This window comes from Erwinia sp. 1181_3 (assembly GCF_052824965.1).
Genome location: NZ_VTDE01000006.1, coordinates 1 through 15,098 on the forward strand (window position 1 = coordinate 1; position 15,098 = coordinate 15,098).

Here is a 15,098-nt window from a genome sequence, read left to right on the forward strand (position 1 = left end):
ACAGGCGCTCCGGGAACGCAAGCAGTAATCTCAACTTTTTCACTGCCTGCTGAAAGTTCCAGCGAAACGCTGCTTTTTAGCCCTGTTTGATACGTCCAGGCAGCTCTTTCAGGCTATTAAGCACCCAATCCGCTGCACTCTCGCCTTCAGCAGTGACAGGCTTCCCGCTACGAACCAGTACTTTTTTACCGACTCCGGCAGCTAAAGCGGCCTGCATGTCCTCAATCTTATCGCCAACCATATAAGAAGCGGCCATATCGATGTTCAGCTCCTGCTGCGCGGTCAGGAACATTCCCGGCTGCGGCTTACGGCAATCACATGACTGACGTAACTCTTCTACTATTGCTTCCGGATGATGCGGACAGAAATAGATGCCATCCAGATCGACATCGCGGTCGGCCAGCGACCAGTCCATCCATTCGGTCAGATGCATAAACTGATCTTCGGTAAACAAGCCGCGCGCGATACCGGACTGGTTTGTCACCAGCACCAGCGCAAAGCCCATTTCTTTTAGTTCACGCATGGCATCAATCACGCCATCGATAAACTCGAAGTTGTCGCTTTCAAATACATAACCGTGATCGACATTAATGGTGCCATCCCGATCGAGGAAAATTGCGGGGACTTTCTCAGCCACGTAGTAACTCCTGCTACAAAATTTGCCGTAGTGTATCGCATCACTACCATAAAAGAGAGAATGGCAGATTGAATGACTTCGATTGATTTAGACGTCTGGATGCCCTACCATCCATCCAGTCCCTTCAATGCGGGATGCCGTTATAATGAATGCCACGGATAACTCCCATCACGATAATAAATAAATCAATGATTAAACTTTCAAATATCACCAAAGTGTTCCAGCAGGGTTCACGCACGATTACAGCGCTGTCTGATGTCAGCCTGCATGTGCCCGCCGGACAAATTTATGGCGTGATCGGCGCTTCCGGTGCAGGTAAAAGCACCTTAATCCGCTGCGTCAATTTGCTGGAGCGTCCAACTTCCGGCAGCGTGCTGGTTGATAACCAGGATCTCACCACACTATCAGAAAGCCAGTTAACACTGGCGCGTCGCCAGATTGGCATGATCTTCCAGCACTTCAACCTGCTGAACTCACGTACCGTCGCCGGTAACGTTGCACTGCCGCTGGAGCTGGGCAACCTGTCAAAGGCTGAGATTAAAGCCCGTGTCAGTGAATTACTTGACCTGGTTGGCCTGGCGGATAAACACGATGCCTGGCCTGCCAATCTCTCCGGCGGGCAGAAGCAGCGCGTGGCCATTGCCCGTGCGCTGGCCAGCAACCCCAAAGTGCTGCTGTGTGACGAAGCCACCAGCGCGCTGGACCCGGCGACCACCCGTTCCATTCTTGAATTGCTGAAAGACATCAACCGTCGTCTTGGGATCACCATCCTGCTGATCACTCATGAGATGGACGTGGTGAAACGTATCTGCGATTGCGTTGCGGTCATCAGCAACGGTGAGTTGATTGAGCAGGATACGGTGAGTGAAGTGTTCTCTCATCCAAAGACGCCGCTGGCCCAACAGTTTATTCAATCAACGCTGCATCTGGATATCCCGGAAGACTACCTGAAACGTCTCTCCCCAGAACCCAGCGCAACAACCGTTCCTTTATTACGCCTGGAATTCACCGGTCAGTCAGTGGATGCCCCGCTGCTGTCTGAGTCAGCACGCCGTTTCAATGTGAACAACAATATTATCAGCGCGCAGATGGATTACGCCGGTGGCGTGAAGTTCGGCATTATGCTGGCCGAAATCCACGGTGAGTCAGCCGATACTCAAGCGGCCATCGCGTTCCTGCAAGAGCACCATGTGAAGATAGAGGTATTAGGTTATGTCTGAGGCGATGATGTGGTTAATGGGCCGCGGCATCTGGGAAACCCTGATGATGACCTTTGTCTCCGGCTTTTTCGGTTTTGTGCTTGGGCTGCCCGTTGGTGTGCTTCTTTATGTTACCCGTCCTGGGCAGATCGTGGCGAACGCGAAGCTTTATCGCGTGCTGTCAGCCGCGGTGAATATCTTCCGCTCGATTCCTTTCATTATTTTGTTGGTGTGGATGATCCCCTTCACCCGGATTATCGTCGGTACCTCAATTGGTCTGCAGGCCGCGATTGTTCCGCTCACCGTAGGCGCAGCACCCTTTATTGCCCGTATGGTTGAGAATGCCCTGCTTGAATTACCTACCGGCCTGATTGAAGCATCACGCGCCATGGGTGCCACACCATTGCAGATTATCCGTAAGGTTCTGCTGCCTGAAGCACTGCCAGGTCTGGTGAATGCCGCTACTATTACTCTGATTACTCTGGTCGGCTACTCAGCAATGGGTGGCGCAGTCGGCGCAGGCGGTCTGGGTCAGATTGGCTATCAGTACGGCTATATCGGTTACAACGCGACAGTGATGAATACGGTATTGGTTCTGCTGGTTGTTTTGGTGTATTTGATTCAGTTCTGTGGCGATCGCATTGTTCGTGCGGTTAGCCACAAGTAAACACAACAGTAATTTCTCTCTATTTAAGGAAGGGATATGTCTTTTAACGTTAAAACGCTTGCCGCTGTTGGCGCACTTATCGGTACTCTGGCACTGGCTGGCTGCGATCAGAAAGAGAAAGATCCAAACCACATTAAAGTGGGTGTGATCGTGGGTAGCGAGCAGCAGGTAGCTGAAGTCGCCGCGAAAGTGGCAAAAGATAAATACGGCCTGGATGTTGAGCTGGTGACCTTCAACGATTACGTACTGCCTAACGAAGCATTGAGCAAAGGCGATATCGACCTTAACGCCTTCCAGCATAAACCTTACCTGGACCAGCAGATCAAAGATCGCGGTTACAAGCTGGTTTCTGTAGGCAGCACCTTCGTTTATCCGATTGCGGGTTACTCGAAAAAGATTAAAACGCTGGATGAACTGCAAAACGGTGCACAGGTGGCTATCCCTAACGACCCAACCAACCTGGGTCGTTCACTGCTTCTGCTGCAGAAAGTGGGCTTGATCAAACTGAAAGAGGGTGTTGGCCTGCTGCCAACCTCACTGGATGTGGTTGAGAACCCGAAAAACCTGAAACTGGTTGAACTGGAAGCACCGCAGTTGCCACGTTCCCTGGACGATCAGCAAATTGCCCTGGCAGTGATCAACACCACTTACGCCAGCCAGATTAACCTGACGCCAGCAAAAGACGGCATCTTCGTTGAAGATAAAAACTCGCCGTACGTAAACCTGCTCGTTGCCCGCGAAGATAATAAAGACGCGGAAAACGTGAAGAAATTCGTACAGGCTTATCAGTCAGATGAAGTTAACGACGCAGCGAACAAAGTGTTCAACGGCGGCGCAGTGAAAGGCTGGTAATTTAACCAATGCGGGTGGCTTCTGCCGCCCGCTATCACATTCTCATCGTCCATACGTGCCAGACTGTACGCTCTCCGCTTGTTATTTCCCTCCCGGCTTGCTTCAATAACGCCACTTTTACCGATCGTGAGGATTTTCCCATGCGTGTTTTACCGCTCTGTTTGTTAGCGCTAACGCTGACAGGGTGCTCGTTGGTACCACGGCCCTATGAGCCTGTGAAACCTTTTCCACAGTCTACGCAAACTGGCGCATCTCAGTCGAAACCCGCAGCCCGCCCTGCCCCGGTAAAACTGTATACCGACCCTGCTGACCTCGTTAGCAAACCTTTTGCTGACCTGGGCGAAGTCTATGGCGAAGATTGCCAGAGCAGCGCACAGGATTCACCACCGAATCTCGCCACCGCACGTAAACGTCTGCAGATCCGGGCATCCGGTATGAAAGCCAATGCGGTGCTGGTACATAAATGTGAGATCGTGAGTGGCGCTCAGGGCTGCGTGCGTCAGGCCGTATGCCAGGGTTCAGCCCTCAAAGTCAGCAATCAATGAGTCGTTTCTCCTTCGATCAGATTGGCGTGATCCATTCACCGTGGAAGGAGAAATTTGCCGTTCCCCGTCAGCCTGGTTTGATACAGGATGGTGGCGGCGAGCTGCATCTGCAAGCGCCTTATAACCAGCCGGAAGCCGTACGTGGGCTTGAAGCATTCAGTCATCTCTGGCTGTTGTTTGTTTTTCATCAGACGATGGAAGGCGGCTGGCGGCCTACCGTACGGCCACCGCGGTTAGGGGGTAATGCGCGCATGGGTGTGTTTGCCACCCGCTCAACCTTCCGTCCAAATCCTATCGGCATGTCGCTGGTTGAGTTAAAGGGCGTTCGTTGTGAACAGCAGCAGGTGATCCTCGAATTAGGCAGCCTCGACCTGGTTGACGGCACGCCCATCGTGGATATCAAACCTTATCTGCCGTTTGCCGAGGCGCTCCCCGAAGCGCGCGCCGGGTTTGCCCAGCAAGCCCCCGATGCCGATATGCCGGTCTGCTTCAGCCTCCCGGCACAACAGCAGTTACAACAGCATCAGCGGCACTATCCGCACCTTGAACGCTTTATCGCTCAGGTGCTGGCTCAGGATCCCCGGCCAGCATATCGCAAAGGCGAAGAACCGGACCGGGAATATGCCGCCTGGCTGCTGGAATTCAATGTACGCTGGCGCGTGACCCAGTCCGGTACGGAAGTTATCGCCATCGACCCGCGTTAATTTCTCCCGGCATCTTTTGACTCACCTGACACGCTGGTACACTAGCGTCCACGTTTTTTGGCTTTATGCGTTCATATGGAATCGTAATTCATGCGTACTACTCAATACCTGCTCTCCACTCTGAAGGAGACACCTGCCGACGCTGAAGTGATCAGCCACCAGCTGATGCTACGCGCCGGGATGATCCGTAAACTGGCCTCCGGTCTGTACACCTGGTTGCCGACCGGTTTACGCGTGCTGAAAAAAGTTGAAAACATCGTGCGCGAAGAGATGAACAACGCCGGTGCAATTGAGATTTCTATGCCCGTCGTTCAGCCTGCGGATCTGTGGCAGGAGAGTGGTCGTTGGGAGCAATATGGCCCGGAGTTACTGCGCTTCGTTGACCGTGGCGAGCGCCCGTTTGTTCTCGGCCCAACGCATGAAGAAGTGATTACCGATCTGATCCGTAACGAACTCAGCTCCTATAAGCAATTACCGCTGAACCTGTTCCAGATCCAGACTAAATTCCGTGATGAAGTGCGTCCACGCTTTGGTGTAATGCGCTCACGTGAATTCATCATGAAAGATGCCTACTCGTTTCATACTTCGCAGGAGTCGCTGCAGGAAACCTACGATGCGATGTATCGTGCCTACAGCCAGAGTTTCAGCCGTATGGGGCTGGACTTCCGCGCCGTTGATGCAGATACCGGCTCTATCGGCGGCAGCGCCTCCCATGAGTTCCAGGTGCTGGCGCAGAGCGGTGAAGACGATGTGGTGTTCTCTACCGAATCTGACTACGCCGCCAATATTGAAAAAGCAGAAGCAGTCGCCCCTGCCGGTGGCCGTGCAACCGCCACGCAACCGATGGTGCAGTTCGACACGCCAAATGCAAAAACCATCGCCGAACTGGTAGAACAGTTTGGGTTGCCGATCGAGAAAACCGTCAAGACACTGATGGTGCAGGCAACCAAAGAGAGCGGCCATACGCTGGTTGCCCTGCTGGTTCGTGGCGATCATGAGCTGAATGAAGTGAAAGCGGAACATATTGATATCGTTGCTGCCCCGCTGACCTTCGCAACAGAAGAAGAAATCCGTGCGCTGGTTAACGCGGGCCCTGGCTCCCTCGGTCCGGTAGGCCTGAACATGCCGATCATTGCAGACCGTACTGTGGCAGCGATGAGCGATTTCAGCGCAGGTGCCAATATTGACGGACAGCACCTGAAAGGCATCAACTGGGAGCGCGATTTGCCGCTGCCACGCGTTGCGGATATCCGCAATGTGGTCGAAGGTGATGCCAGCCCGGATGGGAAAGGTACGCTGTTGATCAAACGCGGTATTGAAGTTGGCCATATCTTCCAGCTGGGCACCAAGTACTCTGAAGCGATGAAAGCATCGGTACAGGGTGAAGACGGCCGTAACCAGATTATGACCATGGGCTGCTACGGGATTGGTATTACGCGCATCGTTGCGGCGGCCATTGAGCAGAACCACGATGAGCGCGGCATTATCTGGTCTCCTGCGCTGGCACCTTTCCAGGTGGCCATCCTGCCAATGAACATGCAGAAGTCATTCCGCGTGAAAGAGCTGGCGGAAGAGCTATATGCCACTCTGCGTGCTAAAGGGATTGATGTGATCCTCGACGACCGCAAAGAGCGCCCGGGTGTGATGTTTGCCGATATGGAACTGATTGGCGTACCGCATACCATCGTGATTGGCGACCGTAACCTCGATAGCGAAGAAGTTGAGTATAAAGCGCGTCGTGCCGGTGAGAAACGTATGATCAAAACCAATGAAATCGTTGATTTCCTGGTGAGTGAGCTGGCGGTTTAAGATCCACGACTACTGACCAAAGCGATCAGACATAAAAAAGCCACCGCATGCGGTGGCTTTTTCGTTTTAGCTTTTAGCTTTGCGCTGCCAGAGCCTGGTCTTGTTCCTGTAACGCCCGCATTGTCTGATGGCGCTGCCAGTAGTGACTCAGTGTGTATTTAAATACCTCAATATCCTTCTTCACCCCAGGCAAACGGATCTCAGTGCGTTTTTTACCCGCTGCATTAGGCTGAACATGTTGTAGATAAAGCACGTCAGTGCCGAAACGGCGAATCACATTGATATTTTTAATATTATCCCACGGTAACAGTTCAGCGGTCCCTGGCTTCACAATCCCCTGATACGTAATCTCAATCGGGTTGCCGTCTTTCAGCGTCCAGGCCGCCGGTGGGAAATGCTTCAGTACCAACGCCGTCTCTTCTTCACCTTCCGGCTCATAACGCCATGCAAGGCTCTGTTCATGAGCAGATGAGAAATCCTGCTCATATTTCTGCCAAAGGTGTTGTTCAATGTCTGACGCCACTGGCATCAGGTCGACCCAGCTCTCCGTCGGCAGTTCCGCCGCGATTGCGGCATAACACGTTTCGTCGATCGTATAACCGACATTGCGCATGCGATCGGCCAGCGGCGGATGCGAATCGAACGGATGCGGTACGTTCTGTTCACGCATCACGCTAATAAAGTCAGGTGAATTAACGTGCTGAGGCAGGCCAATGGCAATCGCTTTACTGATCCCCAGCTCATTCCCATGCAGGGTTTTATTTTCAAACAGCATTTGCTCAACTTCACTACGATAGCTGGCATAGGCCGAGATTTTAATCAGCGACTCGACGATCGCCGCCGGGGTAATTACGTTTGCGGCACTGCGGTCAGCCACAAATTCGCGCTCACGGCTGTTACGCTGCCACGCCAGTTCAAACAGCATGCGATACAGGCAGAGCGGATAGAACACCACCAGCGTAGACACATCGCTGCTCATCAGATGAATGTACTGATCGAAGCGATGCAGCTTCGGCCCCAGCAGGGCACCCGAGGCGGTATCCCCCTCATGCAGGTGCGTTAATTCATGCACCATCACGCCATCTGCCTGTGCCGTAGTTAGCTGGCGCAGCAAGGGAATACTGACGTACAGTTTGCGACCATTCAGTGCCTGCTCATTCACGCTGAGAGGCGCTTCAGTAACATAAAAGTTGGTATCGATACCCGCAATAATATGATCCGGCGGCGTGGTCCCCACCTGCGACGCCAGTGCATCAATGCGTGCCCAGAGTTCAGGTGCGGCTTCGCGCGTGACCACTTCACCTTCAACATCCTCATCACGTGGCAGCTTTTTGAAGATGCCTCTGATCATATAGAACATCGCGACCAGCACCAGCAGGCCCATCGCCATAACCAGCTTCGGATAATAGGTTTGGGTAAAGAATGCCGTTCCCCAGAAGGAGAGCCAGACCAGCATACCTCCCTGCACCAGCACTTCCAGCGCACTGGCCAGCATCAGGAAGGGACGTGCCAGCGTCAGGCTTTGCAACTGTCCCTGACGATTTTTAAATGCCAGCACGCTGAACAGAACAATCATCAGCAGCATGGCGACACCGCCCACCAACGTCCAGAAGGCAACTTTATCCATCATCCAGAACTGCCACAGCTCTGACTTCTCTGCACAAACCGCCCCCTGATAGTCGAGCAGATCGTCCGGTACCACACCACAAACGCTGGAAGGGGGATTCTGTTGCAGGAAAGCAGTCAGTTTATTGACGTCCTGACCTTGCCCGCGGGCATCATCAATAAAAATTTCGCTGTATTCCTGATCGAGCTGGCGTGTGCCGTATTCAGCAAAAACCAGCGTAATAGTGGGGATCAGGAAAAGCGTGACTAAAAGCCACAGGAAGACTTTTGCATAGCCTTTTTTCAATGCCGTTAATTGATTCAAAATTATAAACTCGCAAACTGTGTGTAAGAAGACAAAGCTGCTTATATCAGGCAATACCGAAAGAGTGATCTCCCGACATAATGGGAAATGGCGTGAGATCCTTCTCTGGCGTGCTTCAGCTATATTGGATAATAAAGGTCAGAACGAGGATATAAAACGATAAATGAACCGAAGCAACAAGAGGTTAGCCACGTTTTAGGATTATTTACCTGGGGAAGTGCGCCATGACCATTGCAGAGAATCGTTCTGTTCTACAATGGCCATATTAATTTGAGTTAATTCCACTTAATCCCGGAAATGCATCACGTTAATAAATACGGGATGATTTAAGGGACTTTTATAACACCTTACGGTTATTCGCCGTGAGATGATAAGGATGCTGACTGTTCATTGCCACCGAGCGCCAGGAAATCACGTCGAGGCCATTTTCCGTGGGGCGAAAACGTTGTTTCTCACCGTTCATGGCCACCAGCGTCAGCGTATCAGCCGTGCGCGCCCATTTACCATACTGCGCACTACGTAGCGTACTCTCTCCGCCCGCACGCTGCTCCAGCACATAACTGCCATCGGCCGCCAGGAACAACGAGGATTCACTGTCCTGACAGGCAGGTCCGCAGGGCAGCAACCCGCTATAACTCTGCTGCATCGGCTCCAGCGGTGAGGGTTGTTGTGCGTTTTGTCGGTTATTACAGCCAAATAACGCGCCCAATGCCAGTGTGGCAAACAGCGTGAGAACAACAGCTTTCATAGTCGCTCCTGCAAAAAATAAACAAGTCAGTCGCCGCGAACTTTACCCCGCAGCGATTTGGTTGAGGCCTTATGCGCTTTACCTTCCAGCCGACGCTTTTTTGATGCCAGCGTCGGACGCGTTGCGCGGCGGGTTTTCTCCACCACGGTAAGCTCAAGAATCAAATTCTCCAGCCGCTTTAATGCCGCCTCACGATTCATCTCCTGGCTGCGATATTCCTGCGCCTTAATAATCACAATGCCTTCGGGAGTGATCAGATGGTGGCTGACAGCCATCATCCTTTCCTGATAAAACACCGGCAGGCTGGAGCGCCGAATATCAAAGCGCAAATGGATTGCCGTCGAACTTTTATTCACGTTCTGACCACCGTTTCCCTGCGCTCTGATCGCGGTGATTTCGATTTCGGCATCAGGAATAGTGACGCTACGTGATAATACAATCATACCCTTTTTCCTGCCTCCAGCCACTGCTCAAACTGAATTTCCAGATGATGAGTCTCATCAGAGAGCCAGATAGTGCCGTCCTGAATAGTGGCCTGTAACGTCATTGAGCGTGATGCCAGTTGCGTCAGAGCACTCAGTTGCTCGTCATTGAGGTAACGTATCGTCAGATTATCATGCTGGGTCAGTTTGTTTTGATGCTGCTGCCACCAGGGCTGTGCCGCGCGCCAGTTATAGGTGTACAGCCAGACATGTTGAGAGCGACTACAGGCCTTTTTAATTCTGCGCTCATCTGGCAGACCGAGATCCACCCAAACATCAATCCCACCATGATCGTTCAGCTGCCAGATTTCTGGCTCATCTTCTGCGCTCAGTCCACGCGTAAAGGTCAAACGCTCATTCGCATGAACCAGCCAGGCCAGCAGACGCAGCATCAAACGCTCTTCGGTTTCCGAAGGGTGGCGGGCCAGCGTCAGGGTATTATCGATAAATACATTGCGGTCCATGTCTGCGACGTTAACCGTGGCTTTATAAATCGTTGCTTTCAGTGCCATAAGGATCCTTATCTCAGTTACCCGCTATTGTAACCTGATGACGAAGCAAATCACCCGCTCGCAGGCTGATTTCCCGTAAATGCCTGTGCTATAGTCGGATAATCGCCAGAGAAAACTCGGAAGGGGGTGCATGTGCAAAAGTATTGTGAATTAGTTCGCCGGAAATATGCCGAAATAGGCAGTGGCGACCTGGGATACGTGCCTGACGCATTAGCGTGCGTGTTGAAAGCGCTTGATGAAGTAGCGGGCGATCCTGTGCTACCGTCTTCCATCAGGGAAAAGGCAGCGTTTGCTGCCGCGAACTTATTGGTGAGCGACTATGTTGACGAAAGATGAAGCCTACAAACCGATCAACTGTGATGACTATGACAACCTGGAACTCGCCTGCCAGAACAACTGGATGCTGACACTGGCGTTAAAAGACGGTGAACAGCTTAAGGCAAAGGCCAAAGATATGGTGTCGCGAAAGAACGTGGAATACCTGAGCATTGACATTGCCGGAGAAAACCGCGATCTCCGCCTCGACCATATTGCCAGCTTCAGCCACCCCGACCTCGGTACCGTGGTGGTGAGTGAATCCGATTAGTCTCCCAGTCAGGCGGATCGTCGATCCGCCTCTCTTCTCAGGGCTTCAGCCCCGCATAATACGCTGCTAAATCATCAATATCGTCATCACTCAGCCCGGCAACAAACGCTTTCATCACTTCCGCCTGGCCGCCGCTGCGTGCCCCACTTTTATACGCCTGCAATGCCTGAGCCAGATAAGGCGCATGCTGCCCGGCAAGGTTGGGGTAGATCGGTGCCGATGCTTTTCCTTCTGTTCCGTGGCAGGCCATACAACGCGCTGATTTTTCCTGCCCGGCGCCGCTGTCTCCTGCGGCCAGGGCGGGCAGGCTACCACTCAGCAGCAGCAACACCATCACTCTGATAATTATCATGACTCTCTCAATATTTAGCGACGCCAGTACACAAACCAGTCCGTATCCGCAGCCGTTGGGGCACCGTCACGGGTGACAAAAAAATCAGCGGCGGCAATCAGACGGTCGCCATAAAAAATCAGCGGTATTCGACCCCGCTGCCACGGCGGCACCGCCAGTTCCTGCCACAGTTTTTTCAGCGGGCGACTGCCTGCGCGTCCGACGATATGCAACGATCCCTGTGCCTGGAAGCGTACGCTGACCGCCTCACCGGAAAGGGGGCGCCGCAGCGCCAGACCATCATTATGCTGTTCCAACTGCCCTAGCCCGTCAGGCAGCTGTAGCGGTTGTGCTCTATCCGGCCACGGCAGCGCGTGCTCGCTTAACGATGTCAGTAATGGCAACCAGTAAAGACGGCCACGAAAACGGCGTACCTCGTTCTGCCCGAGCCGAAAACGCGGCTCTGCATCCTCACGGCTACAGGCCACCTCCTGCCATACACGCCGCAGCGCATCGCGCGAGGGCATACTGCCCTGCTGATGCGCAATCCAGCGCCGCAGCAGGGCAAAGCGCCGGGCTTCACTCATCTCCAGCATCGGGAGAATCGACAACGTGCCGGATGCATCCATCAGCGAATCCAGTGACTCCGCCAGTAACTCATCCAGAAGTTGTTCCTGCTCGCCACACAGCGCTGCGCTGCGGGCCACCGCACGTGAGAAGTGCGGCCAGCGGGCATTCAGCATTGGCATCACCTCGAGGCGCAGAAAATTCCGGTCATAGCGCGCATCGCTGTTGCTGTCATCCTCAATCCACATCAGCTGGTGCTGTTCGGCCCACTCCTCCAGTTGCTGACGACTGTGTGTCAGCAAGGGACGCAGATGCCGGTGTTCGCCCAGCCAGTGTTGTTCCGGCATCGCCGCCAATCCAGCCGGCCCACTGCCCCGCTTCAGCGCCAGTAACAGGGTTTCGCTCTGATCGTCCTGATGCTGGGCGGTTAACAGCGTTTCCCCCGCCCGCAGCCGCTGACGGAAGGCCAGATAGCGTGCGGTACGTGCGGCTGCTTCAACCCCCCCCTGACGTGCATCCACACTGACATAGACCACCTCCAGTGGCACCTGCCAGCGTGCACACTGCTGCTGACAGTGCGCGACCCAACTCTCCGCCAACGGGTTGAGGCCATGATGAATATGCACCGCCCGCAGCTGCAACGCCGGACGCTGCTGTCTGAGCAACACCAGTTGATGCAGCAATACGCTGGAGTCGAGCCCACCACTGTAGGCCAGCAGCAGGCTGTGCTCATTCGCCAGTGTGGCTTCAAGATGGGCAAGGGATGACATGGCTTTCCTGAAAGAAGAACCCGACAAAAAGCCGGGTTTAGCAGAGGGGTATTTTAAGCCTGATACAACTCTAACGGCAATCCATCCGGATCATTAAAGAAGGTAAAGCGCTTACCGGTCAGCGGGTCAATACGGATCACCTCACAGGACACGCCGTGTGCTTCCAGTTGTCGTTTCGCCGCATCAACATCCTCCACGCTAAATGCCAGATGGCGCAGACCGCAGGCTTCAGGCTGAGTTGGTCGTGCAGGGGGGTGCGGGAAGGAGAACAGCTCAATAATGTACTCACCGTTTAGCGTCAGATCCCCTTTCCACGAATCGCGCTCCTCGCGATACACTTCGCCCATCAGGCCGAACCCCAGGATATCGCAGTAAAATGCCTTACTCACCGCATAATTCCCGGCAATGATTGCCACGTGATGGACTTTTTTTAACTGTAAACCTGACATTGTGGCTCCTGAATGCTCCTGATAAATACATGCCTGACGACCTTAACCGCCAGGCCTGACAGCGACAATGGCACGATTCTGGATCTTGGGTTAAATCTCTACGTCGTCCTTTAGCACGCGCACCAGATATTGCCCCTCATCGGTGAGCTTCGCGCCGTGAATATCGGTCTCAAACCCCGGATAGTGTTTGCCGATAGCGCACAACATCAGGAGAAAATCGAGCACTGCCCTGCTCTGCTCGGTGATCATCTCGCCCGGCATCACCACGGGTACGCCGGGAGGATAAGGCAGGATCATATTGGCCGAGACACGCCCCACCAGCTCACTGATATCTACTGTTTCGATATTGCCCTTCACCTGCTGCTGAAACATATGATGTGGTGTGAGCTTCATCTCGGGCAATGTGGCAAAGGCCTGTAACATCAGACGCGGCAGATCGTGTTGGCGGATCAGCGTATGGATCCCCTGCGCCAGATCCTGAATACGCATAGTGCGGTAAAAATCGGGATCTTCTGCATACAGATCCGGCAGCATGTTTTTCACCCGGAGGTTAAGATCGTACGAGCGCTTAAATTCGGTCAGCCCGCGCAGGACGCTCATCGCTTTGGTCTTATCAATACCGATGCTGAACAGGAACAACAAATTGTATGGCCCGGTTTTTTCCACCACCACACCACGTTCATCGAGGAACTTCGCCACCAGCGCCGCCGGTATCCCCTCTTCTGCCATCTCACCCAGTTCGCTCATCCCTGGTGTCAGGATCGTGACTTTGATCGGGTCGAGATACATATGGTCAGCATCTGCATCGCGGAAACCGTGCCACTCCTCGTCCCCGGGCTGAATCGCCCAGCATTCTGGTTCATCGACGCCTTCCGGCTGCCAGATATCAAAGAACCAGCCCTCAGACTCTTCGCGCAGACGCTGAACTTCGCGACGAAAATGCAGTGCCCGCTCCACTGACCGATTAATCAGACGCTTACCCGGATTACCACGCAGCATCGCTGCCGCCGTCTCAATAGAAGCCACAATCGCGTAGTTGGGGGACGTCGTGGTGTGCATCATGTAGGCTTCATTAAAGGTTTGCTCGTCATAGTCACCTTTAATATGAATCAGCGAGGCCTGTGAAAAGGCCGCCAATAGTTTGTGCGTCGACTGGGTTTCATAGATCACCTTACCCGGCGTGCGCTCTCCGCTCATACCGCTGAGTCCCTGGTAGATCGGGTGAAAGTTGGTATAGGGCACCCAGGCAGAATCAAAGTGGATAGACGGCACATCCAGCGTCTCTTTGATGTACTGCGTGTTATACAGCAATCCGTCATACGTCGAGTTGGTGATCACCGCATGGACCGGCCAGCTGGCACGCGGTGTCTGCGCGACTTTCAGGGCAATACTCTCTTTGGTGAATTCACGTTTCGGGATGCCGCCAAGAATACCCAGCGCGTTACGCGTCGGTTTCAGCCAGATCGGGATGATATCGCTCATCATCAACAAATGGGTGAGCGACTTATGGCAGTTACGATCCACCAGCATGGTGCTGCCTGCGGGGGCGGCGTACATACCGACGATCTTATTCGAGGTCGAGGTGCCATTGGTGACCATATAGCTCTGCTCGGCCCCAAACGTGCGCGCGACATACTCTTCAGCTTCAAGATGCGGGCCGGTATGGTCGAGTAGCGAGCCCAGTTCAGTAACGGAAATCGAGATATCCGCCTTCAGCGTATTGGCACCAAAGAAATCATAGAACAGGCTGCCCACCGGGCTTTTCTGGAACGCCGTTCCTGCCATATGCCCTGGCGTACAGAAGGTGTATTTACCCTCCTTCACATAGGTAAACAGCGCTTTGGTCAGGGGTGGCGTGATGGTATCGATGTATTCATCGGTGTAGTGCCGTATGCGCTGAGCAATGTCATCGGCCGCATTCAGGGCATATTCAAAGAACCAGAGGGTCATGCGCATTTCGTTAATGCTGACATCCATCGTCGAGTGGGTGTTGATAAAGGCGTATAGCGGCAGATACTCATTTAACTGGTTGATATCACGGCAGAGTTCGAGACTGTATTCGTCCCAGTCAAACACCACGCCACAGATGCGCGGGTTGTGTTCAATCAGCTTCAGCAGGTCGCTGGCATCGTGCGGATAGATGGTCTGAAAACCCTGGTTTTTTAACGTAGCGTCGAGTTCACGGATGGGTTCATCTTTATAGAATGCGTTATGCGGTCCCATGATCGCGATAATATTCAATGTGGCCTCCTGGTCGGTTTGCTCCAGTGTGTAAGCATAGTGGACGCAAAACAAAAAGGGCCAGACAAT

General features: G+C 53.4%; 17 protein-coding genes. 8 read left to right on the forward strand and 9 right to left on the reverse strand.

Annotated elements, in window-relative coordinates; genetic code table 11:
* Positions 1 to 76: 76 nt before the first annotated feature.
* Complete coding sequence (gene gmhB / locus FY046_RS15690) at positions 77 to 637, reverse strand: D-glycero-beta-D-manno-heptose 1,7-bisphosphate 7-phosphatase (RefSeq protein WP_133842165.1); 561 nt, start codon at positions 635 to 637, stop codon at positions 77 to 79.
* Between the two features lie 188 nt (positions 638 to 825).
* Here gmhB and metN point away from each other — a divergent pair, with 188 nt between their 5' ends.
* The 6 genes from metN (at position 826) to proS (ending at position 6,413) form a co-directional block, all read left to right on the forward strand.
* The gene (metN, locus tag FY046_RS15695) at positions 826 to 1,857 is read left to right on the forward strand and encodes a methionine ABC transporter ATP-binding protein MetN (protein WP_133842166.1); all 1,032 of its coding nucleotides are present in this window, start codon (positions 826 to 828) and stop codon (positions 1,855 to 1,857) included.
* A complete protein-coding gene (locus FY046_RS15700; RefSeq protein ID WP_133842167.1) occupies positions 1,850 to 2,503 on the forward strand; it encodes a methionine ABC transporter permease MetI in 654 nt (217 codons plus the stop codon). Before metN ends, FY046_RS15700 begins: the two co-directional genes overlap by 8 nt.
* Before the next feature lie 36 nt (positions 2,504 to 2,539).
* Positions 2,540 to 3,355, forward strand: coding sequence for a MetQ/NlpA family lipoprotein (locus tag FY046_RS15705; protein ID WP_133842168.1), 816 nt, complete (start codon positions 2,540 to 2,542; stop codon positions 3,353 to 3,355).
* Between the two features lie 140 nt (positions 3,356 to 3,495).
* Positions 3,496 to 3,900, forward strand: a complete 405-nt coding sequence (gene rcsF, locus FY046_RS15710; RefSeq protein ID WP_133842169.1) for an Rcs stress response system protein RcsF — start codon at positions 3,496 to 3,498, stop codon at positions 3,898 to 3,900.
* Positions 3,897 to 4,604 carry a tRNA (N6-threonylcarbamoyladenosine(37)-N6)-methyltransferase TrmO gene (gene tsaA / locus FY046_RS15715; RefSeq protein ID WP_133842170.1) on the forward strand — a complete coding sequence of 236 codons (708 nt, stop codon included), beginning with the start codon at positions 3,897 to 3,899 and terminating at the stop codon, positions 4,602 to 4,604. Before rcsF ends, tsaA begins: the two co-directional genes overlap by 4 nt.
* Positions 4,605 to 4,694: 90 nt before the next feature.
* Positions 4,695 to 6,413 carry a proline--tRNA ligase gene (gene proS, locus FY046_RS15720; RefSeq protein ID WP_133842171.1) on the forward strand — a complete coding sequence of 573 codons (1,719 nt, stop codon included), beginning with the start codon at positions 4,695 to 4,697 and terminating at the stop codon, positions 6,411 to 6,413.
* Positions 6,414 to 6,486: 73 nt separating this feature from the next.
* On the opposite strand, the gene FY046_RS15725 is transcribed toward proS, so the two are convergent.
* The 4 genes from FY046_RS15725 to FY046_RS15740 all read right to left on the reverse strand — a co-directional run bounded on the left by FY046_RS15725 (position 6,487) and on the right by FY046_RS15740 (position 10,085).
* Positions 6,487 to 8,343, reverse strand: a complete 1,857-nt coding sequence (locus tag FY046_RS15725) for a M48 family metallopeptidase (RefSeq protein ID WP_167863197.1) — start codon at positions 8,341 to 8,343, stop codon at positions 6,487 to 6,489.
* A gap of 337 nt (positions 8,344 to 8,680) precedes the next feature.
* Positions 8,681 to 9,091, reverse strand: coding sequence for a copper resistance protein NlpE N-terminal domain-containing protein (locus tag FY046_RS15730; protein WP_133842173.1), 411 nt, complete (start codon positions 9,089 to 9,091; stop codon positions 8,681 to 8,683).
* A gap of 26 nt (positions 9,092 to 9,117) precedes the next feature.
* Positions 9,118 to 9,534 carry an alternative ribosome rescue aminoacyl-tRNA hydrolase ArfB gene (arfB, locus tag FY046_RS15735; RefSeq protein ID WP_133842174.1) on the reverse strand — a complete coding sequence of 139 codons (417 nt, stop codon included), beginning with the start codon at positions 9,532 to 9,534 and terminating at the stop codon, positions 9,118 to 9,120.
* The gene (locus tag FY046_RS15740; protein ID WP_133842175.1) at positions 9,531 to 10,085 is read right to left on the reverse strand and encodes a YaeQ family protein; all 555 of its coding nucleotides are present in this window, start codon (positions 10,083 to 10,085) and stop codon (positions 9,531 to 9,533) included. The genes arfB and FY046_RS15740 overlap by 4 nt, the downstream gene beginning before the upstream one ends.
* Before the next feature lie 132 nt (positions 10,086 to 10,217).
* Here FY046_RS15740 and FY046_RS15745 point away from each other — a divergent pair, with 132 nt between their 5' ends.
* Together FY046_RS15745 and rof are read left to right on the forward strand one after the other, a co-directional pair.
* Entirely contained in the window at positions 10,218 to 10,421 is a 204-nt protein-coding gene (locus FY046_RS15745; RefSeq protein ID WP_133842176.1) for a YaeP family protein, read from the forward strand.
* A complete protein-coding gene (gene rof, locus FY046_RS15750) occupies positions 10,405 to 10,671 on the forward strand; it encodes a Rho-binding antiterminator (RefSeq protein ID WP_133842177.1) in 267 nt (88 codons plus the stop codon). The genes FY046_RS15745 and rof overlap by 17 nt, the downstream gene beginning before the upstream one ends.
* 37 nt (positions 10,672 to 10,708) lie before the next feature.
* On the opposite strand, the gene FY046_RS15755 is transcribed toward rof, so the two are convergent.
* The 4 genes from FY046_RS15755 to FY046_RS15770 all read right to left on the reverse strand — a co-directional run bounded on the left by FY046_RS15755 (position 10,709) and on the right by FY046_RS15770 (position 15,029).
* Positions 10,709 to 11,023 (reverse strand): c-type cytochrome, encoded by a 315-nt coding sequence (locus tag FY046_RS15755; RefSeq protein WP_159336930.1) that lies wholly within the window; start codon positions 11,021 to 11,023, stop codon positions 10,709 to 10,711.
* Between the two features lie 14 nt (positions 11,024 to 11,037).
* Positions 11,038 to 12,339: a tRNA lysidine(34) synthetase TilS gene (gene tilS, locus FY046_RS15760; RefSeq protein ID WP_159336929.1), complete on the reverse strand. Its 1,302-nt coding sequence runs from the start codon at positions 12,337 to 12,339 to the stop codon at positions 11,038 to 11,040.
* A 53-nt stretch (positions 12,340 to 12,392) separates the two neighbouring features.
* The gene (locus tag FY046_RS15765) at positions 12,393 to 12,788 is read right to left on the reverse strand and encodes a VOC family protein (RefSeq protein ID WP_133842180.1); all 396 of its coding nucleotides are present in this window, start codon (positions 12,786 to 12,788) and stop codon (positions 12,393 to 12,395) included.
* A gap of 90 nt (positions 12,789 to 12,878) precedes the next feature.
* Positions 12,879 to 15,029, reverse strand: a complete 2,151-nt coding sequence (locus FY046_RS15770) for a lysine decarboxylase LdcC (protein ID WP_167863198.1) — start codon at positions 15,027 to 15,029, stop codon at positions 12,879 to 12,881.
* Positions 15,030 to 15,098: the final 69 nt, after the last annotated feature.